Source organism: Pseudomonas sp. TH43 (genome assembly GCF_016650635.1).
Lineage (GTDB): Bacteria > Pseudomonadota > Gammaproteobacteria > Pseudomonadales > Pseudomonadaceae > Aquipseudomonas.
In genome coordinates, this window is the sequence record NZ_JAEKFI010000003.1 from 969,484 (window position 1) to 992,962 (window position 23,479).

The window sequence follows — 23,479 nt, forward strand, 5'->3', positions numbered from 1 at the left end:
AACAAACCAACCACAACTTCATGGAAGAAGTAAAACATGAATACCCTTCAAGACTGCACGCTCGTTCAATGGCCGGATGATCAAGCGGCCTATGAAGCCGCCATCAATGAAACTCCGGCGAATGCAGGTACTCGCAATAGCGGCCGTTCCAAACGTTCGCTTATCAACTATTCCAAACTATGGGCGAATGGTCGCACCTTAAAGATTGCGTTCATTGATGAGGTCGATGCGGATCACAAACAGAAAATCATCGACGCTGCCAGTCGCTGGTTACCGTTTATCAACCTTACTTTCGATTTCGTTGATGATCTGCAAGGCGATATTCGTATCGCCACGAAGAACAACGACAACAGCTCCATGCTCGGCACAGACGCGTTACTCATTCATCCGGACTGGCCCACCATGAACCTTGGGGTCACAACCGACCATGAGGATTTCGATGTCATCGTCACCCATGAATTTGGCCACGCACTGGGTGCCATGCATGAGCATCAACACCCGAAAGCCAACATTCCCTGGGATAAACCGAAGGTGTACGAATTTTATCAGAATCGCGAAATGAACCCGCTGACCCGCGCGCAAGTCGACCAAAACATGCTCACGCCCTTCGGGACCATCGAGGCGATTTATACCGATTACGATCGCAAATCCATCATGCATCATCCCGTCGCTAAAACGCTGACTCTGGGAGACTGGGAAAACCCAATCAATCGGACAATCAGCAAGAAAGACAAAAAGATGATGGCATTACTTTATCCGCGCTGAGCACTGACTAAAACAATGAAACAAGGAAGTTACAACATGCTTATCAAATCAACTTGCATCACCTGCATCCGTCTTAACACTCGCATGGAGCAAGATGCATAATGTGGGCCAAAAACAACCCCTCCAAACTCTGGACGCCTGGTCAGACTTTGCGCATCGCTTTCCTCAACGGTACAGAGGAATTCAAGACTGCCACTATCGCTGCGGCCAACAATTGGCTGCCACACATCAATTTGAAGTTCGATTTCGTTGAAGGTATAGAAGGCGACATCCGCATACTCAGCAGGGAAGGCGAATTTTCGTCCAGCATCGGTACCGATGCACTGCTCAAAATCGACGAACAAACGATGACGCTCTGGCCCCACTCACCCATTCATGCTCGTTATTTCGCCGCCAATGTGATGCATGAGTTCGGTCACATGCTGGGCGCAGAGCATGAACAGACCAACCCTACGGCAAACATACCTTGGGACAAACCAGCCTTTTACAAGCAACATGGGCTGACTGCCCAGCCTGAAGAAGATGACGCCCAGGCGAGCGCCACGCGTCAAAGACTGCACGATTGGTATCTTGATCGTGCAGCTCCCAGTGAAAGCATTTATTCCGAGTACGACCGCAAGTCGATCATGCACTACGTCATCCATCAGTCCTGGACCGAGGGCGGCTTTCAGAACTTTTTGAATCTGGTTCTCAGCGAGAAGGATAAAGCCTTCATGGCAAAGGCCTATCCCTGTCCGGTATAAACCCGAAATCGGCTATTTCACCTGACCCAGATTCGCTTCACTCAAATCAAGCTCACCCAGCACCTCACGCAATACGTCATCGCCAATCTCGTGATGACGGCTAAGGCTATAGAGTTCCAGGCGTTGCGCCCGCAGCGCCTTCAAACGCAAACGCCGTTCCAGCAGGTCCATCTGAAACGCCATCGCCTGGGCTTCGGCGGAATCGTTGAACACTTCGAGCTGATGACGATATTCGGACATGATCCGCGCCTTGAGCTCCGCTGCCAGCGCCGCGTGTGCGGCATCCTGCGGCGGCAGCTCTTCGGTTTCCAGCGCGTGGATCGCCGCTTCGGCGGTCTTGCGCCAGGCATCGCGGACTTCCTGGCGGCGCTTGTCGTCCGGGCTCTTTTCGATTCCGCGCAGCAACAGTGGCAGCGCGATGCACGCCGACACCAGTGATAGCAAGATCACCCCCGCGGCGATGAAGATCAGCAAGTCGCGCTCGGGAAATGCGTCCGCCCCCATCAACATCGGCACCGACATCACACCCGCCAGCGTCACCGCGCCGCGCACACCGCCAACCGTCAGCAACCAGCAGGAACGTGCGGTTGGCACTTGAGTCAGCTCGCCTTTACCGCGCCAACGCCGCAGCAATACCGACAAACGCCAGATGCTCTGCACCCAGATAAACCGCAGCAATACCAACGCGAGGAAGATCGCCACGACGTCGAGGCCGCGATAGAACAATGTTGGCCACAACGTCGGTTCATGGCTGACCACGGCTTTGATGATGTCCGGCAATTGCAGACCGAGCAGCAGGAAGATCAACCCGTTGAAGGCGAATTCCAGCAGTGACCAGACGCTGCGATTGAGCAAGCGGGTGCTGGTCTGACGTGGCAGCAGATCGAGCCAGCTCTGCATCATCCCAGCCGCCACCGCCGAAAGAATGCCCGACACGCCGAGGCGTTCAGCCAATACATAAGCAGCGAACGGCAGCAGCAACATGAACACCACGTGGGTCGCCGGGTCGTCCCAGCCGCGCGCGATCATCCACGCACGCAAACGCCCGACCAGCCAACTCAACGCCACGCCGACCGCCAAACCGCCAAGCGCCACCACGACAAAGGTCAGGCTGGCGTTGGTCAGCGAGAACACCCCGGTAATTGCTGCGGCCAAGGCGAACTTGAACGTCACCAGACCCGAGGCATCGTTCATCAGCGCTTCGCCCTGCAACATATGCATCAATGGCGTGGGCAAACGGTTTTGCGAAATTGCCGAGACGGCCACGGCATCCGTTGGCGACAGAACAGCGGCCAATGCGAAAGCCACCGGCAGTGGAATCGTCGGCAGCAACCAGTGGATGAAATACCCGGCCCCCACCACCGTGAACAGCACCAGCCCGACCGCCAGCGTCAGAATCGGCCCACGCAAATGCCAGAGTTCACGTTTGGGCATGCGCCAACCATCGGAAAAGAGCAGCGGCGGCAAGAACAGAAACAGGAACAGTTCGGGATCAAGGGCGACATGCAGCCCCAGCGTCGGCCAGGCCAGCAAGGCACCGGCGGCGATCTGCACCAGAGGCAGCGGCAGCGGGATGACGCGCCCGACCAAACGCGAGATGCTGACCAACATCAGCAGGATCAGGACGGTGTAAGCAGTTTGCATAAAGCGAAAATCTCAGACGATCGACAGCGTTGAACTGCCATATTAGCCGCTTAGGCTGCGTAAGACCGTTGCACCTATGTCGCAGCCCTGCAACATATCCCCTTGTAGGAGTGAGCCTGCTCGCGATAACGGTTTAACGTTCAACAAAGTCAGTGGCAGGTAAATCGCCATCGCGAGCAGGCTCACTCCTACAGGGTTTTGCGGTGGGAAATCGACCTCAGGCGCCGCGAAACCGTTTGGTCATGGCATAATCCGACACCATTTTTCTCCAGCACCAGTAAAGGGGGCGATTCCTTGACCGATTCAAGTAAAACGTTGCACCTTTTCGGCATCAAAGCCTGCGACACCATGAAGAAGGCGCGCACCTGGCTCGATGAACACGCTGTCAGCTATGACTTTCACGATTACAAAACCGCCGGTATCGACCGCGAACACCTGACTCAGTGGTGTGACGAGCACGGCTGGCAAACGGTGTTGAACCGCGCAGGCACGACCTTTCGCAAACTCGACGACGAACGCAAAGCCGATCTCGACCAATCGAAAGCCATCGAACTGATGCTCGCTCAACCCTCGATGATCAAGCGCCCGGTGCTCGATCTCGGTGACCGAACCCTGATTGGCTTCAAGCCAGATATCTACGCGGCCGCTCTGAAGTAAGCAGCCCGTCACTCTTTGTAGAGGTATTCACATGTCCAACTCCCTGTTCAGCATTGCCTTCGGTGTCGGCACGCAAAACCGTCAAGGCGCCTGGCTCGAAGTGTTCTACGCACAGCCACTGCTCAATCCTTCGGCCGAACTGGTCGCTGCCGTTGCGCCGATCCTTGGTTACACCGAAGGCAACCAGGCCATCACCTTCACCACCGCACAGGCTGCGCAACTGGCTGAAGCGGTCAAGGGCATCGACGCCGTTCAAGGCAAACTGCTGACCCGTCTGGCCGAGAGCCACAAACCGCTGGTCGCCACCCTGCTGGCTGAAGACGCGCAGTTGACCTCGACGCCTGAGGCCTACCTCAAGCTGCACCTGCTGTCGCACCGTCTGGTCAAGCCGCATGGCGTGAGCCTGGCCGGGATTTTCCCGCTGCTGCCAAACGTAGCGTGGACCAGCCAGGGCGCGATCGACCTGAGCGAACTGACCGAAATGCAACTGGAAGCCCGTCTGCGTGGCGAGCTGCTGGAAGTGTTCTCGGTGGACAAGTTCCCGAAAATGACCGACTACGTGGTACCGGCCGGCGTGCGCATCGCTGATGCCGCGCGTCTGCGCCTGGGCGCTTACGTCGGTGAAGGCACCACCGTGATGCACGAAGGTTTCATCAACTTCAACGCTGGCACCGAAGGCCCGGGCATGATCGAAGGCCGCGTATCCGCTGGCGTCTTCGTCGGCAAGGGTTCGGACCTGGGCGGCGGTTGCTCGACCATGGGCACCCTGTCGGGCGGTGGCAACATCGTGATCAAGGTTGGCGAAGGCTGCCTGATCGGCGCCAACGCCGGTATCGGTATTCCGTTGGGCGACCGCAACACTGTTGAGTCTGGCCTGTACGTCACCGCCGGCACCAAGGTTGCTTTGCTGGACGAGAACAACAACCTGGTCAAAGTCGTGAAGGCGCGTGAGCTGGCGGGTCAGACCGACCTGCTGTTCCGTCGCAATTCTGAAACCGGTGCTGTGGAATGCAAAACCCACAAATCGGCGATCGAACTGAACGAAGCGCTGCACGCTCACAACTAAGTGCCGCAGGCACTTGTGGGAGCGAGCCTGCTCGCGAAGCTTTTGGCGTCCATATGGGCGCCTTCGCGAGCAGGCTCGCTCCCACAGTGTCTTGTGTACACCCCGCCCAAGTTCACAGGGCTGAACAGATGATGATTCCCTCCCCCTGGCGTGCCGATTTCCCGGCCATCGCCGCGCTGCAACGACAAGACCAGACCTATCTGGACAACGCCGCCACCACACAAAAACCGCAAGCCCTGCTCGACGCACTGGCGCATTACTACGCCAATGGCGCAGCCAACGTGCATCGTGCGCAACACCTGCCCGGCGCTCACGCGACGCAGGCGTTCGAGGACAGTCGGCTGAAGGTTGCCCAGTGGCTGAATGCCGGTGACAGCGGGCAGATCATCTTTACCCACGGCGCCACCAGTGCGCTGAACCTCCTGGCTTATGGCCTGGAACATCTTTTCCATCCGGGCGATGAAATTGTCATCAGCGCCCTGGAGCATCACGCCAACCTGCTGCCGTGGCAGCAACTGGCGCAACGTCGCCAACTGAAACTGGTGATCCTGCCGCTGGACGACGACGGCGTGATCGACCTCGCTGCCGCGGTGCATTTGATAGGCCCGCGCACGCGATTGCTGGCGGTCAGTCAGTTGTCCAACGTGCTTGGCGCCTGGCAGCCTTTGCCGGCCTTGCTGGGCATGGCCAAGGCGCAAAACGCCCTGACCGTGGTCGACGGCGCCCAAGGCGTGGTGCACGGTCGGCACGACGTCCAAGCGCTCGGTTGCGACTTCTATGTGTTTTCCAGTCACAAGCTCTATGGCCCCGACGGCGTCGGCGTGTTGTTTGGGCGCAATGCTGCGCTCGAACAGTTGAAGCCATGGCAATTTGGCGGCGAAATGGTGCTGGAAGCCAACTTTCACGATTCACGCTTTCGCCCTGCACCGCTGGGTTTCGAGGCCGGCACGCCGCCGATTGCCAGTGTGATTGGCCTCGGCGCGACGCTGGATTATCTGGCGGGTCTGGATCAAGACGCGGTGTCGGCTCATGAAGTGGCGCTGCATGACTACCTGCTGCGTGGCCTCGCCGCTCGCAATGGCATTCGTCTGCTCGGCAAGCCGCAACTGGCGCTGGCGAGTTTCGTCGTTGAAGGTGTGCACAACGCCGATCTGGCGCACTTGCTGACAGAGCAAGGCATCGCTGTGCGCGCCGGACATCATTGCGCGATGCCGCTGTTGAAAAGCTTTGAGCTGGCCGGGGCGATTCGCGTGTCACTGGCGTTGTACAACGATTCGGAGGATCTGGAGCGCTTCTTTGACGCGCTGGATCAGGCGCTGGAGTTGTTGCGATGAGCCTGCCGATTGAGGCTGCCGAGGCGTTGCAGACTTTTCAGAATGCGGCGGGCTGGGAGCAGCGGGCGCGGTTGTTGATGCAGTTTGGTGATCGCTTGCCGCCGTTGGATGACGCAGACAAGTGCGAGGCCAACCGGGTGCATGGCTGTGAGAGTCAGGTGTGGCTGGTGGGATCGTTGCGCGACGGTCATTGGCAATTCAGCGCCAGCAGCGATGCGCGGATGATTCGCGGGTTGGTGGCGTTGTTGCTGTTGCGGGTTAACGGCTTGTCTGCCGCTGAGTTACAGCAAGTTGATCTGCCAGACTGGTTCAATCAACTCGGCCTTTCGCGCCAGTTATCGCCCTCGCGCAGCAATGGCCTGAATGCTGTGCTGCAGCGGATGAATGAGCTGGCCACAGCCGTGTAGGAGCAAAGCTTGCTCGCGATGCGTCTTGCCCGGTTCCAAATGGACACCGGAGCGCTACCTTCGCGAGCAAGCTTTGCTCCTACGGTTTGACCCGCTCTGCCGGGCGTCGGACGCCGGCAACTATCTTGTCCACAGCCTTGGTTGCCGCGACCATGCCGAACGTCGCCGTGACCATCATCACCGCACCAAACCCGCCCGCGCAGTCCAGCTTCACGCCATCGCCGACAAAACTCTTCTGCAAACAAATGCTGCCATCCGGCTTCGGATAACGCAGTTGCTCGGTGGAAAACACGCACGGCACGCTGTAATGACGGGTCACCGTGCGCGAAAAACCGTAGTCGCGGCGCAAGGTCGAACGCACTTTCGAGGCCAACGGATCATTGAACGTACGGTTCAAATCGCAGACCTGAATCAGCGTCGGATCAATCTGCCCGCCCGCGCCGCCGGTGGTAATGATCTGGATCTTGCGGCGTTTGCACCAGGCAATCAGCGCTGCCTTGGCGTTGACCGCGTCGATGCAGTCGATCACGCAGTCGATGTTCGGCGTGATGTATTCGGCCATGGTCTCGCGGGTGACGAAGTCTGCCACCGCGTGCACCGTGCAATCGGGGTTGATCCCGCGCAGGCGCTCGGCCATTACCTCGACCTTGGGTTTGCCGACGGTACTGTCCAACGCGTGCAGTTGGCGGTTGGCGTTGCTGACACAAACGTCGTCCAGATCAAACAGCGAAATCTCGCCGACGCCACAACGGGCCATGGCTTCCGCCGCCCAGGAACCAACGCCACCGACGCCGACAATCGCCACATGGGCCGCGCGCAAGCGCTCCAGGCCTTCGATGCCATACAAACGGGCGATGCCTGCAAACCGCGGATCTTCTGTACTCATGACCATTACCCCAAAAACCGGCGCGCATTATAGGGCTACACAGCGACAAGTTTTAAGCTTCCAGCTACAAGTGTAAGAACTTAAGTCAAAGTCGGCTGCCCAATGTCGGGCATTTCCCTATCAGATGTACGACTGGCGAACTGCCGGTGTAGGATGCGCGCCCCTCGGGCGTATAGCCGACCGATCCTTCGTTCCACAGCCTTTGGAACCCGAAATAGCTATGTCATCGCGTAAATTTGGACTCAACCTGGTGGTGGTTCTGGCAATCGCCGCCCTGTTCACCGGTTTCTGGGCACTGATCAACCGCCCGGTCTCCGCGCCCAACTGGCCGGAGCAGATCTCCGGTTTCTCCTATTCGCCATTTCAGCAGGGACAATTCCCACAGAAGGATCAGTATCCGTCTGACGACGAGATGCGCCGCGATCTGGAGATCATGAGCAAGCTGACGGACAACATCCGCATCTACTCGGTCGACGGCTCCCTACAGGACATCCCGAAACTGGCTGAAGAGTTCGGCCTGCGCGTGACCCTGGGGATCTGGATCAGCCCCGACCAGGAACGTAATGAACGGGAAATCCAGCGCGCCATCGAACTGGCCAACACCTCGCGCAGCGTGGTTCGCGTGGTGGTCGGCAACGAAGCGATCTTCCGCAAGGAAATCACCGCCGAACAACTGAGCGTGCTGCTTGATCGCGTGCGCGCGGCGGTGAAAGTGCCGGTGACCACGTCCGAGCAATGGCACGTCTGGGAAGAACACCCGGAGCTGGCCAAGCACGTTGACCTGATCGCCGCGCACGTTCTGCCGTACTGGGAATTCATTCCGGTGGATAAAGCCGGGCAGTTCGTCTTCGACCGTGCTCGCGATCTGAAAAAACTCTTCCCGAAAAAACCGCTGCTGCTCTCCGAAGTGGGCTGGCCGAGCAACGGCCGCATGCGCGGTGGTGCCGACGCGTCGCCGGCGGATCAGGCGATTTACCTGCGTAATCTGGTCAACAAGCTCAACCGCCAAGGCTTCAACTACTTCGTGATCGAAGCGTTCGACCAGCCGTGGAAGGCCAGCGACGAAGGCTCGGTCGGCGCGTACTGGGGCGTGTTCAACGCCGCACGTCAGCAGAAATTCAACTTTGAAGGCCCAGTGGTGGCGATCCCGCAATGGCGCGTGTTGGCCATCGGTTCGGTGGTGTTGGCGCTGTTGTCGCTGACCCTGCTGATGATCGACGGCTCGGCGCTGCGTCAGCGTGGGCGGATTTTCCTGACCTTTATCGCCTTCCTGTGTGGGTCGGTGCTGGTGTGGATCGGTTACGACTACAGCCTGCAATACAGCACGTGGTTCAGCCTTACGGTGGGCTTCCTGTTGGCGCTGGGTGCGCTCGGGGTGTTCATCGTCTTGCTGACCGAGGCGCATGAACTGGCCGAAGCGGTGTGGATTCACAAACGTCGGCGCGAGTTCCTGCCGGTCGAGGGCGACTCCAACTATCGCCCGAAAGTCTCGATTCACGTGCCCTGCTACAACGAGCCGCCGGAGATGGTCAAACAGACCCTCGACGCGCTGGCCGCGCTCGATTACCCGGACTACGAAGTCCTGATCATCGACAACAACACCAAGGATCCGGCGGTGTGGGAGCCGGTGCGCGATTACTGCGCCACCCTCGGCCCGCGCTTCAAGTTCTTCCACGTCTCGCCGCTGGCCGGTTTCAAGGGCGGCGCGCTGAACTACCTGATTCCGCACACCGCCAAGGATGCCGAAGTCATCGCCGTGATCGACTCCGATTACTGCGTGCACCCGAAATGGCTCAAGCACATGGTGCCGCACTTCGCCGACCCGAAAATCGCTGTGGTGCAGTCGCCGCAGGATTATCGCGACCAGAACGAAAGCACCTTCAAGAAGCTCTGCTACGCCGAATACAAAGGCTTCTTCCATATCGGCATGGTCACTCGTAACGACCGTGACGCGATCATTCAGCACGGCACCATGACCATGACGCGTCGTTCAGTTCTGGAAGAACTGGGCTGGGCCGACTGGTGCATCTGCGAAGACGCCGAACTCGGTCTGCGCGTATTCGAAAAAGGTCTGTCGGCGGCGTATTACCACGACAGCTACGGCAAGGGGCTGATGCCGGATACCTTTATCGACTTCAAGAAACAGCGTTTCCGCTGGGCCTATGGTGCGATTCAGATCATCAAGCGTCACACCCGCAGCCTGCTGCGCGGCAAGGACACCGAGTTGACACGCGGCCAGCGTTACCACTTCCTTGCGGGCTGGTTGCCGTGGGTCGCGGACGGCATGAACATCTTCTTCACCGTCGGCGCGTTGTTGTGGTCGGCAGCGATGATCATCGTGCCGCAACGGGTCGATCCGCCGCTGCTGATTTTCGCAATCCCGCCGCTGGCGCTGTTCGTGTTCAAGGTCGGCAAGATCATCTTCCTGTATCGCCGCGCCGTCGGCGTGAACCTGAAAGATGCATTCTGTGCAGCATTGGCCGGGCTGGCGTTGTCGCATACCATCGCCAAAGCGGTGCTGTACGGCTTCTTCACCACCAGCATCCCGTTCTTCCGCACGCCGAAAAACGCCGACAACCACGGCTTCTGGGTGGCGATTTCAGAAGCGCGTGAAGAGCTGTTCATCATGTTGCTGTTGTGGGGTGCGGCGCTGGGGATCTATCTGGTCAACGGCATGCCGAGCAATGACATGCGTTTCTGGGTGGTCATGTTGCTGGTGCAGTCGCTGCCGTATCTGGCGGCGCTGATCATGGCGTTCCTGTCGTCGCTTCCCAAACCTGCGGCCAAGCCTGAAGCGGAACCGGCCGTCTAAATCCTCATCGATGCACTAAACGGCGGCCAATGGTCGCCGTTTTGCTTTAAGATAAACGCCATTTTGCGGGGCTCTTCCTAATCCCTGTGGGAGCGAGCATGCTCGCGAAGGCTTTGTAACATTCACCGATTATGTTGACTGACACACCGCATTCGCGAGCAGGCTCGCTCCCACATTGATACCGTGCCCACATTCATGATCTTCGGAGTTTTCCATGACGGCCCACGCCGACCTTTCGCCGACCCTCCAACTCGCCATCGACCTGATCCGCCGTCCGTCCGTGACGCCGGTCGACGCCGATTGCCAGAAGCAGATGATGCAGCGCCTGGGCGATGCCGGTTTCACCCTCGAGCCGATGCGCATCGAAGATGTGGATAACTTCTGGGCGACCCACGGCAACAACGACGGCCCGGTGCTGTGCTTCGCCGGCCACACCGACGTGGTGCCGACCGGTCCGGTGACCGCATGGCAAATCGACCCGTTCAACGCGCTGATCGATGAACACGGCATGCTCTGCGGCCGTGGCGCGGCGGACATGAAAGGCAGCCTGGCGTCGATGACTGTCGCCGCTGAACGCTTCGTCGCCGACTACCCGAACCACAAGGGCAAGGTCGCCTTCCTGATCACCAGCGATGAAGAAGGCCCGGCGCACCACGGCACCAAGGCTGTGGTTGAACGTCTCGCCGCGCGCAATCAACGTCTGGACTGGTGCATCGTCGGCGAACCGTCGAGCACTACGCTGGTCGGCGACGTGGTGAAAAACGGCCGTCGCGGCTCGCTCGGCGCCAAGCTGACCGTTCGCGGTATCCAGGGCCATGTGGCTTATCCACACCTGGCGAAGAACCCGATCCACCTCGCCGCTCCGGCGCTCGCCGAACTGGCCGCAGAGCATTGGGATCACGGTAACGATTTCTTCCCGCCGACCAGTTTCCAGATCTCCAACGTCAACTCCGGCACCGGCGCGACCAACGTGATTCCGGGTGATCTGGTGGCGCTGTTCAACTTCCGCTTCTCCACCGAATCGACCGTTGAAGGCCTGCAGAAGCGCGTCAGCGACATCCTCGACAAGCATGGTCTGGACTGGCACATCGATTGGGCGCTGTCCGGCCTGCCGTTCCTCACCGAACCGGGCGCACTGCTCGACGCGGTGTCGTCGAGCATCAAAGACATCACCGGGCGCGAGACCAAAGCCTCCACCAGCGGCGGCACCTCCGATGGTCGTTTCATCGCGACCATGGGCACGCAAGTGGTTGAACTGGGCCCGGTCAACGCGACCATTCACCAGGTCAACGAGCGCGTGCTGGCAGCCGATCTCGACGTGCTGACCGAGATCTACTACCAGACCCTGATCAAGTTGCTCGCCTGATGCTTGCTTGCCCCATTTGCAGTGAACCGCTGAATGCGGTGGACAACGGCGTGGTCTGCCCCGCCGGACATCGATTTGACCGTGCGCGGCAGGGTTACCTCAACCTGCTGCCGGTGCAGCACAAGAACAGCCGCGACCCTGGCGACAATCAAGCCATGGTCGAGGCGCGTCGTGACTTCTTGAACGCCGGGCATTACGCGCCGGTGGCCAAGCGTCTGGCGGAACTGGCGGCCAGTTATGCGCCGGATCGCTGGGTCGACATCGGTTGTGGCGAAGGCTATTACACCGCGCAGATCGCTGAGGCCTTGCCGAACGCTGATGGTTACGCGCTGGACATCTCCCGCGAAGCAGTAAAACGCGCCTGCAAACGTAATCCCGCGCTGACCTGGTTGATCGCGAGCATGGCCCGCGTGCCGTTGGCCTCGGGCAGTTGCCAGTTTCTCGCCAGCGTCTTCAGCCCACTGGACTGGGAAGAAGCCAAGCGTCTGCTCAGCGTTGGCGGCGGTCTGATGAAAGTCGGCCCAACCAGCGGCCATCTGATGGAACTGCGTGAACGTCTTTATGACGAAGTGCGCGAATACACCGACGACAAGCATCTGGCCCTGGTGCCGGAAGGCATGGCGCTGGCGCACAGTGAAACCCTGGAATTCAAGCTGACCCTGGACAAGCCCGAGGATCGCGCCAACCTGTTGGCGATGACGCCCCACGGCTGGCGTGCCAGTGCCGAACGCCGCGCTGCGGTGATCGAACAGGCCGAGCCGTTCGTGACCACCGTGTCGATGCGCTACGATTATTTCGTTCTTCAATAACTTTTGGTCTCGGGCGAGCGCCCGTGGCCGGCTAAATCCGCGAATGGATTTTTCAAACCCGCAGTGAGGACATCCATGCGCCAACCGGATATCGAGATTTACCTGAAAGACGCCGACGTCGACCACAAGGCCATTTCGGCCTGGCTGGGCGAAGCGCTAGGCCCGTGCAGCGATTGGGTACAAAAAGGCCAGACCTACAAGTGCAAGGCCGGCAACGTGCCCGTGACCTGGCTGCCGAAAGCCGTGGGCAAGTGGAACAGCCTCTACCTGGAAAGCGATGCAACCCCATGGGATGACGACATCGCCTGCGCCCGCGCAGCCTTTGCTGCGCTGAACGTCGAAGTGCGTTGCGCGCCGGGGACGTGGGTCGAGGAAGAAGGGGAAGAGACCGCGGATCGCTGGATGCGCATCAGCGTTGACGGTGAAGAAGAGATCACCTGGAAAACTGCCTGAACCGCATCACCTGAACCTGTAGGAGCAAGGCTTGCCCGCGAAGGCGTCTTTGAAGTCGCCACAAAGCTTCGCGGGCAAGCCTTGCTCCTACAGGCAGGTGTTGGTTACAGGCCTACCACATCCTCAGCCTGCAAACCCTTCTCGCCGGTGATCACCGCGTACTCGACCTGCTGGCCTTCGGTCAGCGAACGATGCCCTTCGCCGCGGATCGCGCGGTAGTGCACGAACACGTCCACCCCGTCTTCGCGCTGAATGAAGCCGTAGCCCTTGGCGTCGTTGAACCACTTCACGTTGCCGGTTTCACGTGTTGCCATCTGTTCATACTCCTTTTTTATTATTGAACAGGCTTTTCGCAGGAAAGCCTTTGAGGAACGTCAGCCTGCGTCCGACGTCCATAAAGGGCCCCGGCGACAGACCGCCGAGTATATGACAGGCGCGAAAACTCTCAACAGGAGATTACTTCGCTGCTTTTTTGCCGATTTTCGATGAATCCGGCACACTATCGACCGCCCGAGCATCTGCTCGGTTTTATCCACTCATGCAGAAGCCGTATGACCCGTTCCCCGTTCCGTCGTCTTGTGTTTGGCACCTTGCGCCGACTGTTGTACCTCTGGGTTCGCTCGGAGACGATCAACCAATCGTCGTTGACCCTCAACCTCGACCGCAGCCGTCCGGTGTTCTACGTCCTGCAAAACCCTTCGCTGACCGATCTGGCCGTGGTCGACACCGAGTGCACCAAAGCCGGTTTGCCGCGTCCGGTGCTGCCGGTGTCGGTGGGCTCGCTGATCGAACCGGCGGCGTTCTTCTACCTGACGCCGGATCCCGACTGGCTCGGTCGCCAGGACAAGCGCGGTGCGCCGCCCACCCTGACCCGACTGGTCAGCGCCCTGACGCAGAACGCCGCCGAAGACGCGCAAATCATTCCGGTCAGCGTGTTCTGGGGTCAGTCGCCGGACAGCGAAAACAGCCCATGGAAACTGTTGTTCGCCGACAGCTGGGCGGTCACCGGACGTCTGCGTCGGTTGTTGAGCATCATCGTCCTCGGGCGTAAAACCCGCGTGCAATTCTCCGCGCCGATCCACCTGCGCGAGCTGATCGAGCACAACAAGGGCCACGAACGCACCGTGCGCATGGCCCAACGCGTGCTGCGCGTGCATTTCCGCAACCTGAAAGCGGCGGTGATCGGCCCGGACATTTCCCACCGCCGTAACCTAGTCAAAGGCCTGCTCAATCAGCCACTGGTCAAGCAAGCGATCCTCGACGAAGCCGAGCGCGAAAACATCTCGCCGGAAAAAGCCAAGGCCCAGGCCCTGCGCTACGGCAACGAGATCGCCTCGGACTACACCTACACCGCGATCCGCTTCCTCGAAGTGGTGCTGAGCTGGTTCTGGAACAAGATCTACGACGGCATCAAGGTCAACCACATCGAAGGCGTGCAAAAGGTCGCCCAGGGTCACGAAGTGATCTACGTGCCGTGCCACCGCAGCCACATCGACTATCTGCTGCTGTCGTACCTGCTGTTCCGCAACGGCCTGACCCCGCCGCACATCGCCGCCGGGATCAACCTGAACATGCCGGTGATCGGCAGCCTGCTGCGTCGTGGCGGCGCGTTCTTCATGCGCCGCACCTTCAAGGGCAATCCGCTGTACACCTCGGTGTTCAACGAATACCTGCACACCCTGTTCACCAAAGGCTTCCCGGTCGAATACTTCGTCGAGGGCGGTCGCTCGCGCACCGGGCGCATGCTGCAACCGAAAACCGGCATGCTCGCCATCACTATGCGCAGTTTCCTGCGTTCGTCGCGTATGCCGATCGTGTTTGTGCCGGTTTACATCGGCTACGAGCGCGTGCTGGAAGGTCGCACCTACCTTGGCGAACTGCGCGGCGCGAGCAAGAAGAAAGAATCGATCTTCGATATTTTCAAAGTAATCGGCGCGCTCAAGCAGCGCTTCGGCCAGGTCGCGGTGAACTTCGGCGAGCCGATCAAACTGGCAGAGTTTCTTGACGCCGAGCAACCGGACTGGCGCCAACAGGAACTTGGCCCGCAGTACAAACCGGCATGGCTCAACGAAACCACCAACCGTCTCGGCGAGAAAGTCGCGCAGCACCTCAACGAAGCCGCCGCGATCAACCCGGTCAATCTGGTGGCGCTGGCGTTGCTGTCGACCACGCGTCTGGCGCTGGATGATCGCGCCATGGCGCGGGTGCTTGATCTGTATCTGGCGCTGCTGCGCAAAGTACCGTATTCGCCGCACACCACGTTGCCGGAGGGCGATGGCCGCGCGTTGATCGAGCACGTGAAGGACATGGATCTGCTCGCCGAGCAGAACGATGCGCTGGGCAAGATTCTTTATCTGGACGAGCAGAACGCCGTCCTGATGACTTACTACCGCAACAACGTGCTGCACATCTTCGCCCTGCCGGCGCTGCTGGCGAGCTTCTTCCAGAGCACCTCACGCATGAGCCGCGAGCAGATACTGCGCTATACCCGCGCGCTGTATCCGTACTTGCAATCGGAGCTGTTTATTCGCTGGACGCTGGACGAGTTGGACGGCGTGGTTGATCAGTGGCTGGAAGCGTTCGTCGAGCAAGGTTTGCTGCGTTTCGAGAAGGACGTTTATCTGCGTCCGGCCCCGAGTTCGCGGCATTTCGTGTTGCTGACGCTGCTATCCAAGAGCATCGCCCAGACTCTGCAGCGTTTCTACATGACCGTATCCTTGCTGCTCAACAGCGGTCAGAACAGCATCAGCGCCGAAGAACTGGAAGACCTCTGCACGGTCATGGCTCAGCGTCTGTCGATTCTCCACGGTCTGAACGCCCCGGAGTTCTTCGACAAGAGCCTGTTCCGTCACTTCATCCAGACAATGCTCGACCTCGATGTGCTGCGCCGCGACGAAGCCGGCAAGTTGAGCTACCACGAACTGCTGGGCGAACTGGCTGAAGGTGCCGCCAAACGGGTACTGCCAGCGGAAATTCGCTTGTCGATCCGTCAGGTGGCGCTGCATCGCAGTGAAGATGCCGCCGAGTTGGTAGAGCCGGTCTGACGCCTCAAGGCCGCAGGCAACAGCAAGGAAGCTTCTGCCTGCTCCCGCTGCCTATTCGCCGTAGTTGGGTAGAAGTCTCCTACATATAAATCCTCTCCTCGGCTTTATGGTGAGCACTCGTCAATACCGACGATCAATTGATAAGGAAATCAATATGCCCCATCAAGCCGTAAAAACCCTCAGTGGCAGCGTGCATTACCTCGCAAGGATTGGCCTGTTGCCTGGGTCGACACTGACCGTCAGCCTGCTGGATATCACTCAGGCGGATGCTCCCGCTAAAGAGCTGACTGCGCAGGTGATTCCAGAGGTTGCAACGGCCGGTCTGCACTTCAACCTGACCTACAAACTGGCCGATGTCTTGCCCGGTCACACTTATGTGATCCACGCACGCATCACGCTCAATGAGCAGTTGATCTTTACCAGCAAAAAACCACACCTGGTAGTTTTGGGCGTCGATTATGTGCAGGGCCAAAGCGTGCTGGTCGATCTGGCCTGAGGCGCAGACCATTTTCGACTCTATCTACAGTCCCGTTTGCCTGATAAATGCTGCGCACAGGTGATTGTATTAACGGTTGAAACTTAACGGTTGAAACTTACTGACAACTAACGGAAGAGCACACGGGTTCCTCCGTTAGTTGATTCGTGAATAAATAGGCTCATTATTAATCGCGATAAGGATATCGAGATGAGCCTGTCAAGCGTACTTACCCCAATCGTCACTGTCGATTTCCGACTGCCGACCGAGTTTAAAGCACCCGAGGGCGGCGTAAATGAAACAGTCGTCAGCGTAAAAGTGGCCAACTCAAAGTCCGGCACACTCATCAAGGACTGGCGCCATTCGTCGATTTTCGATGTGGACTGGAAGTTTGCCTTCCCTCACCCGCTCAACAATGTGGGGGTGAAATATCAGATCAATGTGCAGATGTATCACGATCAAAAGCCGCTGCTGCTCGAGCAGGACTATTTCGTCATCGTCAACACCGCCCCCTATCGTCAGACGCTGCACTTGAGTCCGATCGGAATGCTCTATGTCGAAGTTCAAGCGCCTCGCGCCATTGCGCCGCAGGAAGCGGTGACCATCAGCCTGCACGAGGCGGGAGAGCCGGAGACCGAACTGGTTCGAGTCACGCACGATGAACACACCGCCAGTTCGTTCTATTTGAAATATGATCCTGACAGCGTCATTCCCGGCAAACACTATGCACTGAGCGGAATTGAAAACCGCTATCACCAGCCCATTCTGGTTTATCCCTGGCAGATAGAACTCTCTCCTGTCGCGCCCAATCCAGTCCTGCGAGTATTTGACTCTTTGTCTCGGTGGTTGGAAAAACCCTTACGTTTGTTCACTGACTCTGATGCAAAAATCCGCTAGATTTCTGTCGACGCCGGGATTCTTCCGGCGCAAAAGTCTTTGAGGTTCCGATGAAAAAACTCACCCTTCTCGCCGCCGCCACGCTGTTGAGCGCCTGCCAATCCACCACACCTGCGGGCAAGGTCGGTCTCGATGGCGAAGTGTTTTACCTGCAACGCATCGCCCTGCCGCCAAGTGCGACCTTAAGCGTGAGCCTGCAGGACGTGTCGCTGGCAGACGCACCGGCTGTGGTAATCGACGAGCAGAAAGGTCCGGTCAAAGGTCAGGTGCCATTGCCGTTTCATTTGAGCTACGATCCGGCGCAGGTCAACCCCGGCCACCGTTACTCGGTCAGCGCGCGCATCGAAGTCAACGGCGAGTTGATGTTCATCACCACCGAAAACCATGCCGTGCAACTCGACGGCAATGACCCGCAGCCGCTGAAAATCCGCGTCGACGCCATTCGCTAATTGTCTGTTAAGGAAGCTGCCATGCTCCGCCCTACCCTTCGCTTTGCCGGCCTGTGCGCGGGCCTGATGATCTGCGCCAACGCCATGGCGCTGTCGCTCAGCGACCTGTCACAACAGGACGCTACCGGTGGCCTCAAGGATGCCCTGAGCCAAGGCGCGCAAATCGCCGTCAAACAACTGGGCACGCCGGGTGGCTTCAGTAATAACCCCGACGTGAAAATCGAACTGCCTGGCAAACTTGGCAAAGCCGCCAGCAAAATGAAAGCCTTCGGCATGGGCGCTCAGGTCGAAGAACTCGAAACTGCGATGAACAAAGCAGCGGAGTCCGCCGTGACCCAGGCCCAGCCAATCCTCGTCGACGCCGTGAAAAAAATGAGCGTGGCAGACGCCAAAGGCATCCTCAGCGGCGGCAAGGATTCCGCCACGCAATACCTGGATAAAACCAGCCGCGAACAGATCCGCGCCAAGTTCCTGCCGATCGTCAAACAGGCGACCGACAAGGTTGGCGTTGCGCAGAAGTACAACTCCTTCGCCGGCCAGGCTGCTGCATTCGGTGTTGTCGATGCGAAGAGCGCAAATGTCGAAAACTACGTGACCGAACAGGCATTGAATGGCCTGTTCGAAATGATCGGCAAACAAGAAGAAACCATCCGCCAGAACCCGGCCGCTGCGGCGACCAGCCTGGCGAAGAAAGTCTTTGGCACGCTGTAGGTTCTGACTCTGTAGGATCTGCCGAAGGCTGCGACCCTTTTGATCGTGTCTTGGCTTTCGAGCATCACGATCAAAAGATCGCAGCCTTCGGCAGCTCCTACAGGGTTTGCTTCGTCAGTGTCAGGCTGCATTGCTCGACGTTAAGGCATCGGAGTAACTCACGCTGTTGCGGTAAACGTCCGTGAGCCGGCTCACGGCTCGCTGAATCACCGAACACTGAAACTCGATGAAGTACGTCAGATCGAGCTCGTCCGCCTCGGTATGCAAATAAGACCGCCCATACTTCACCGGCGCATTGCGCAGCAGCAAACTGATCGCAATGTAACGAAACGCGGCGAACTCGTTTTTGAACATCAACCAGTAGAACAACGCCCGCGCGACCCGCCCGTTACCGTCGCGAAAGGGGTGCTCGTAGCCCAAAGCAAAATGCAGCGTGATCGCCTTGATCAGCGGATGCACATAACGCCTGCCCTGGGGCAATCCTTGGGGCAAATTGATCCAGTTCGACAATCTCTCCAAGCGCAAAATCAGCCCAGCAGCGTGCGGTGGACGATGTACCGTGTTGCCTGAACCGTCCTGGACAACCACCTCATCATTTGTCCTGAAAACGCCCGGAGAATATTGCTCGTCAGCAATCCCCTCCACGCCCACCCGATGCATCGCTGCGATCAAATCCACGCTCATCGGCTCATAACGTCTTTCCCAAGCGAAGTTCATCATCCTGTAGTTGCCCATCACCATGCGCTCATCCGGCGTACGCGGCTGACGCTGGTGCTTGAGCATGTCTTTGGCGACACGTGTAGTGGTCGCCGCGCCCTCCAACTGGCTACTGGCGATGGCCTCATCCTCGATCAGATCATTAAGCAGATAACTGAAATGCGCCCGCTCGCCGATCCGACGGGTCATGTCATCCAGGGCGGCGGTAGTCGTCTGCCGATCCACCACCGAAAGCGTCATCTGCGCCAACGGCGTCAGCAGATATTTCCCCCAGTGCACCGGGTCCCCCAGTGGCAGCAGATTGACGTACTGCGCCACCCGCGCCTTTTTGACCAAAGCCCAACACAAATTGACATCCAAACCGGGTGCCCAGCGATAGCGCAGTGCCTCGAAAGGCAGATAACGCCCCTGATCATCAACAGGTTTAAGCAACGCCAGATAATCCGCCAGACGCTGCTTGTGCGGTGGGCGCGCCAACAGGTCGAACACGGGATCGGATCTGCCTTTGGAGACTGGCGGCTTTTTCATCAGAAGGTGTGCTCGAGGGCTGTGAAAGCAGAGGCAGAAGTACAACACCCGAGGGACACGGGCTCAATATCAGAGGTTTCTGAAAAAGATGTAGGAAGGAAGTAGAGGATATTCAGGGAGAGATTGGTCGGTTGGCAGGCCGTCTTCGCGAGCAAGCTCGGCTCCTACAATTGGGTTGGGTGCAGGCGGGGAGAAATTGATCGGTTGGCAGGTCGCTTTCGCGAGCAAGCTCAGCTCCTGCGAAGGCAAGATCAAAAGATCGCAGCCTTCGGCAGCTCCTGCACAGGATGAGCGCAAGCTCGACAAAGCTCTTGATCTTGCCGTACCGGCCCCTTCGGCAGGCTGAGTGGAGGGATTGATCCGGGGGTGGGCGCGGAGCGCCGTTCGACGGAGTCGAATGCATCGAAAGGAGGTGCAGCGAAGCAAACCGGAAGCGATGCCCCCGGATCAATTCCGGAGCGAAGGAACCCCGAGCCCCAGCGAGCGGGCCGAACGCCGGGGCCCAGCCTTTTGGTTACTTTTTGGCGTCTGAAAAAGTGACCCGCCGTAAGGGCGGAACCGCCAGCCGCCGCACCCAAAAAAACGGATATTAACCAAGAACACCCAAAGCATGGTCGGCCCAAAGGCCGCCAAGCCCAAAAAAATCAAGCCTCCCGCCGAACCCGGAACCAAGCCGCATACAACGCCGGCAAAAACAAAAGCGTCAGCGCCGTAGCAACAATCAACCCCCCCATAATCGCCACCGCCATCGGCCCGAAAAACACGCTCCGTGACAAAGGAATCATCGCCAGCACGGCCGCCAGCGCCGTCAACACAATCGGTCGAAACCGCCGAACAGTCGCCTCGATAATCGCCTGCCAAGGCCTGAGCCCGGAGGCAATATCCTGCTCGATCTGATCCACCAGAATCACCGAATTGCGCATGATCATCCCCGACAGCGCAATCGTCCCCAACATCGCCACAAACCCGAACGGCTGACGGAACACCATCAGAAACAGCACCACCCCGATCAACCCCAACGGCGCCGTCAGAAACACCATCGCCGTACGCGAAAAACTGCGCAACTGCACCATCAGCAACGTCAGCACCACCACGATGAACATCGGCACCCCGGCGTTCACCGACTTCTGCCCACGCTCCGAATCCTCCACCGTGCCACCGACATCCAGCAGATAACCGTCCGGCAACTCAGCGCGAACCGGATCCAGCGTCGGCATGATCTGCTTGACCAACGTCGCCGGCTGCTCCTTGCCATAAATATCGGCGCGCACCGTCACCGTCGGCAGACGATTACGGTGCCAGATAATGCCCTCCTCAAAGCCATATTCCAGCGTCGCGATCTGCGACAAGGCCACGCTGCGACCGTTATCCGTCGGCACCGCCAGGCTTGGCAACAGCGACAACTCAGTACGCTCATGCACCGTGCCGCGCAGCAGAATCTCGATCAATTCGTTGTCTTCGCGATACTGACTGACACTCGAACCGGTCAGCGAACTCTGCAGGAATTTCGCCAGATTGGCCGTGCTCACTCCCAATGCCCTGGCACGATCCTGATCGATGTTCAGGTACACCACCTTGCTCGGCTCTTCCCAGTCGAGGTGCACATTGACCACATGTGGATTCTCGCGAACCTTGGCCGCGACCTTACGGGCCAGCGCGCGGACTTCTTCGATGTGTTCACCGGTGACGCGGAACTGCACCGGGTAGCCCACCGGCGGACCGTTTTCCAGCCGCGTGACCCGCGAGCGCATCGCCGGGAATTGCTCATCAAGCGTCTCGATCAACCAGGTACGCAGCGCTTCACGCTCCTCGATGGTTTTCGCCAAAACCACAAACTGGGCGAAACTCGCCGCCGGTAATTGCTGATCCAGCGGCAAGTAGAAACGCGGCGAACCGGTGCCCACATACGCCACGTAATTGTCGATGCCGGCGTGATCCTTAAGCAGTGCTTCGAGACGTTTGACCTCACCGGTGGTATTGGCCAGCGAAGCGCCCTCGGCCAGTTTCAGATCGACCATCAATTCCAGCCGATTGGAGGCCGGGAAGAATTGCTGCGGGACGAAACGGAACAGCATTACCGAGGCAATAAACAGCGCCACGGTGAGCACGATCACGGTTTTGCGGTGCGCCACGCACCATTCCACCAGACGCCGAACCCGCTGATAAAACGGCGTGCCATACGGGTCCGGTTGCCCGTCACCCGTACCGTGTCTGGCCGCATGAATTTTCGCCAGATCCGGCAGCAGTTTTTCTCCCAGATACGGCACGAACACCACCGCCGCCACCCACGAGGCAATCAGTGCGATGGTCACGACCTGGAAGATCGAGCGGGTGTATTCGCCAGTACCGGATTGCGCGGTGGCAATCGGCAGAAAGCCTGCAGCGGTGATCAGCGTACCGGTGAGCATCGGAAACGCGGTGCTGGTCCAGGCGAAGCTCGCGGCTTTGATTCGATCAAAGCCCTGCTCCATTTTGATCGCCATCATTTCCACGGCGATGATCGCGTCGTCCACCAGCAAGCCCAACGCCAACACCAGCGCACCGAGGGAGATTTTGTGCAAGCCGATGCCGAGGTAATACATACAGGCAAAAGTCATCGCCAGCACCAGCGGAATGGTCAGCGCCACGACCATGCCCGTACGCACGCCGAGGGAGAAGAAGCTCACCAGCAAGACAATCGCCAACGCCTCGACCAACACCTGGACGAACTCGCCAACCCCGGTTTTCACCGCCGCCGGCTGGTCCGAGACCTTGCGCAACTGCATGCCGGCCGGAAGGTTTTTCTGGATGCGCGAGAATTCGCCCTCCAGCGCTTTACCCAGCACGAGAATGTCGCCGCCGTCCTTCATCGCCACGGCCAGACCAATCGCGTCTTCGCCCATGAAGCGCATGCGTGGCGCCGGAGGATCGTTGAAACCGCGCCGCACGTCGGCGACATCGGAGATGCGGAACGTACGATCGCCGACCCTGATCGGGAAGTTCTTGATCTCATCGACTGAGTGAAAATTTCCCGAGACCCGCAGTTGCAAGCGCTCGCTGCCGGTTTCAAAAAACCCGGCGGTCGACACCGCGTTCTGTTCTTGCAGCGCCTGTTGCACCGCCGCCAGCGGCAAGCCGAGGGTCGCCAGTTTGACGTTGGACAACTCGACCCAGATCTTCTCGTCCTGCAAACCGAGCAAATCGACCTTGCCGACATCCTTGACCCGTTGCAGCTGGATCTGGATGCGGTCGGCGTAATCCTTGAGCACCGCGTAATCGAAACCGTCCCCCGTCAGCGCGTAGATATTGCCGAACGTGGTGCCGAACTCATCGTTGAAGAAAGGCCCCTGAATATCCGGCGGCAAGGTCTGGCGAATATCGCTGACCTTCTTGCGCACCTGATACCAGAGGTCGGGGATGTCCTTGGAATGCATCGAGTCGCGGGCAATGAACGTGACTTGGGATTCGCCGGGGCGCGAGAACGACACGATGCGCTCGTACTCACCGGTTTCCATCAATTTCTTTTCGATACGCTCGGTGACCTGTCGCGAGACTTCCTGGGCGGTCGCGCCCAGCCAACGGGTCTGAATCACCATGGCTTTGAAGGTGAACGGCGGGTCTTCGCTCTGGCCGAGCTTGGTGTAGGACAAAGCGCCAACAATGGCCAGCAACAGCATCAGGAACAGTACGATCTGGCGATTACGCAGCGCCCATTCGGAAAGGTTGAAGCGCATCGG

General features: G+C 58.9%; 20 protein-coding genes. 15 read left to right on the plus strand and 5 right to left on the minus strand.

Annotated elements, in window-relative coordinates; all coding sequences use genetic code 11:
• Positions 1–36: 36 nt before the first annotated feature.
• Both JFT81_RS14090 and JFT81_RS14095 read left to right on the plus strand, forming a co-directional pair.
• The gene (locus JFT81_RS14090; RefSeq protein WP_201227768.1) at positions 37–765 is read left to right on the plus strand and encodes a M12 family metallopeptidase; all 729 of its coding nucleotides are present in this window, start codon (positions 37–39) and stop codon (positions 763–765) included.
• A 101-nt stretch (positions 766–866) separates the two neighbouring features.
• Positions 867–1,508: a hypothetical protein gene (locus JFT81_RS14095; protein ID WP_201227769.1), complete on the plus strand. Its 642-nt coding sequence runs from the start codon at positions 867–869 to the stop codon at positions 1,506–1,508.
• A 12-nt stretch (positions 1,509–1,520) separates the two neighbouring features.
• Here JFT81_RS14095 and JFT81_RS14100 read toward each other — a convergent pair whose 3' ends face one another.
• Positions 1,521–3,152, minus strand: coding sequence for a Na+/H+ antiporter (locus JFT81_RS14100; protein ID WP_201227770.1), 1,632 nt, complete (start codon positions 3,150–3,152; stop codon positions 1,521–1,523).
• A 294-nt stretch (positions 3,153–3,446) separates the two neighbouring features.
• On the opposite strand from JFT81_RS14100, the gene JFT81_RS14105 reads away from it, so the two are divergent.
• The 4 genes from JFT81_RS14105 to JFT81_RS14120 all read left to right on the plus strand — a co-directional run bounded on the left by JFT81_RS14105 (position 3,447) and on the right by JFT81_RS14120 (position 6,616).
• On the plus strand, positions 3,447–3,809 hold the full coding sequence (locus JFT81_RS14105; RefSeq protein ID WP_201227771.1) for an ArsC family reductase: 363 nt from the start codon (positions 3,447–3,449) through the stop codon (positions 3,807–3,809).
• Positions 3,810–3,840: 31 nt separating this feature from the next.
• Positions 3,841–4,875: a 2,3,4,5-tetrahydropyridine-2,6-dicarboxylate N-succinyltransferase gene (gene dapD, locus JFT81_RS14110; protein WP_141128834.1), complete on the plus strand. Its 1,035-nt coding sequence runs from the start codon at positions 3,841–3,843 to the stop codon at positions 4,873–4,875.
• Positions 4,876–5,003: 128 nt separating this feature from the next.
• A complete protein-coding gene (locus JFT81_RS14115) occupies positions 5,004–6,209 on the plus strand; it encodes a cysteine desulfurase (protein WP_201227772.1) in 1,206 nt (401 codons plus the stop codon).
• Positions 6,206–6,616: a SufE family protein gene (locus JFT81_RS14120; RefSeq protein WP_201227773.1), complete on the plus strand. Its 411-nt coding sequence runs from the start codon at positions 6,206–6,208 to the stop codon at positions 6,614–6,616. The genes JFT81_RS14115 and JFT81_RS14120 overlap by 4 nt, the downstream gene beginning before the upstream one ends.
• A gap of 79 nt (positions 6,617–6,695) precedes the next feature.
• Here JFT81_RS14120 and tcdA read toward each other — a convergent pair whose 3' ends face one another.
• A complete protein-coding gene (gene tcdA, locus JFT81_RS14125; RefSeq protein WP_201227774.1) occupies positions 6,696–7,508 on the minus strand; it encodes a tRNA cyclic N6-threonylcarbamoyladenosine(37) synthase TcdA in 813 nt (270 codons plus the stop codon).
• A gap of 214 nt (positions 7,509–7,722) precedes the next feature.
• On the opposite strand from tcdA, the gene JFT81_RS14130 reads away from it, so the two are divergent.
• From JFT81_RS14130 to JFT81_RS14145, 4 genes are all read left to right on the plus strand, one after another.
• A complete protein-coding gene (locus JFT81_RS14130; protein WP_201227775.1) occupies positions 7,723–10,314 on the plus strand; it encodes a glycosyltransferase in 2,592 nt (863 codons plus the stop codon).
• 214 nt (positions 10,315–10,528) lie between these two features.
• Positions 10,529–11,680 carry a succinyl-diaminopimelate desuccinylase gene (gene dapE / locus JFT81_RS14135; protein WP_201227776.1) on the plus strand — a complete coding sequence of 384 codons (1,152 nt, stop codon included), beginning with the start codon at positions 10,529–10,531 and terminating at the stop codon, positions 11,678–11,680.
• Positions 11,680–12,489 (plus strand): putative RNA methyltransferase, encoded by an 810-nt coding sequence (locus tag JFT81_RS14140; RefSeq protein WP_201227777.1) that lies wholly within the window; start codon positions 11,680–11,682, stop codon positions 12,487–12,489. Before dapE ends, JFT81_RS14140 begins: the two co-directional genes overlap by 1 nt.
• 75 nt (positions 12,490–12,564) lie before the next feature.
• Positions 12,565–12,942 (plus strand): hypothetical protein, encoded by a 378-nt coding sequence (locus JFT81_RS14145; RefSeq protein WP_201227778.1) that lies wholly within the window; start codon positions 12,565–12,567, stop codon positions 12,940–12,942.
• A gap of 104 nt (positions 12,943–13,046) precedes the next feature.
• On the opposite strand, the gene JFT81_RS14150 is transcribed toward JFT81_RS14145, so the two are convergent.
• Positions 13,047–13,256 (minus strand): cold-shock protein, encoded by a 210-nt coding sequence (locus JFT81_RS14150; RefSeq protein WP_007908870.1) that lies wholly within the window; start codon positions 13,254–13,256, stop codon positions 13,047–13,049.
• Positions 13,257–13,493: 237 nt separating this feature from the next.
• Between JFT81_RS14150 and plsB the strand changes: the two genes are divergently transcribed.
• The 5 genes from plsB to JFT81_RS14175 all read left to right on the plus strand — a co-directional run bounded on the left by plsB (position 13,494) and on the right by JFT81_RS14175 (position 18,518).
• Positions 13,494–15,986, plus strand: a complete 2,493-nt coding sequence (gene plsB, locus JFT81_RS14155) for a glycerol-3-phosphate 1-O-acyltransferase PlsB (RefSeq protein WP_201227779.1) — start codon at positions 13,494–13,496, stop codon at positions 15,984–15,986.
• 154 nt (positions 15,987–16,140) lie between these two features.
• A complete protein-coding gene (locus tag JFT81_RS14160; protein WP_201227780.1) occupies positions 16,141–16,482 on the plus strand; it encodes a YbaY family lipoprotein in 342 nt (113 codons plus the stop codon).
• 189 nt (positions 16,483–16,671) lie between these two features.
• Complete coding sequence (locus tag JFT81_RS14165; protein WP_201227781.1) at positions 16,672–17,358, plus strand: hypothetical protein; 687 nt, start codon at positions 16,672–16,674, stop codon at positions 17,356–17,358.
• 50 nt (positions 17,359–17,408) lie between these two features.
• Positions 17,409–17,807 (plus strand): YbaY family lipoprotein, encoded by a 399-nt coding sequence (locus JFT81_RS14170; protein ID WP_201227782.1) that lies wholly within the window; start codon positions 17,409–17,411, stop codon positions 17,805–17,807.
• 21 nt (positions 17,808–17,828) lie between these two features.
• Positions 17,829–18,518: a DUF4197 domain-containing protein gene (locus JFT81_RS14175; RefSeq protein WP_201227783.1), complete on the plus strand. Its 690-nt coding sequence runs from the start codon at positions 17,829–17,831 to the stop codon at positions 18,516–18,518.
• A gap of 120 nt (positions 18,519–18,638) precedes the next feature.
• On the opposite strand, the gene JFT81_RS14180 is transcribed toward JFT81_RS14175, so the two are convergent.
• Both JFT81_RS14180 and JFT81_RS14185 read right to left on the minus strand, forming a co-directional pair.
• Positions 18,639–19,763: a Fic family protein gene (locus JFT81_RS14180; RefSeq protein WP_201227784.1), complete on the minus strand. Its 1,125-nt coding sequence runs from the start codon at positions 19,761–19,763 to the stop codon at positions 18,639–18,641.
• Between the two features lie 644 nt (positions 19,764–20,407).
• Complete coding sequence (locus tag JFT81_RS14185; protein ID WP_201227785.1) at positions 20,408–23,476, minus strand: efflux RND transporter permease subunit; 3,069 nt, start codon at positions 23,474–23,476, stop codon at positions 20,408–20,410.
• Positions 23,477–23,479 lie beyond the last annotated feature (3 nt).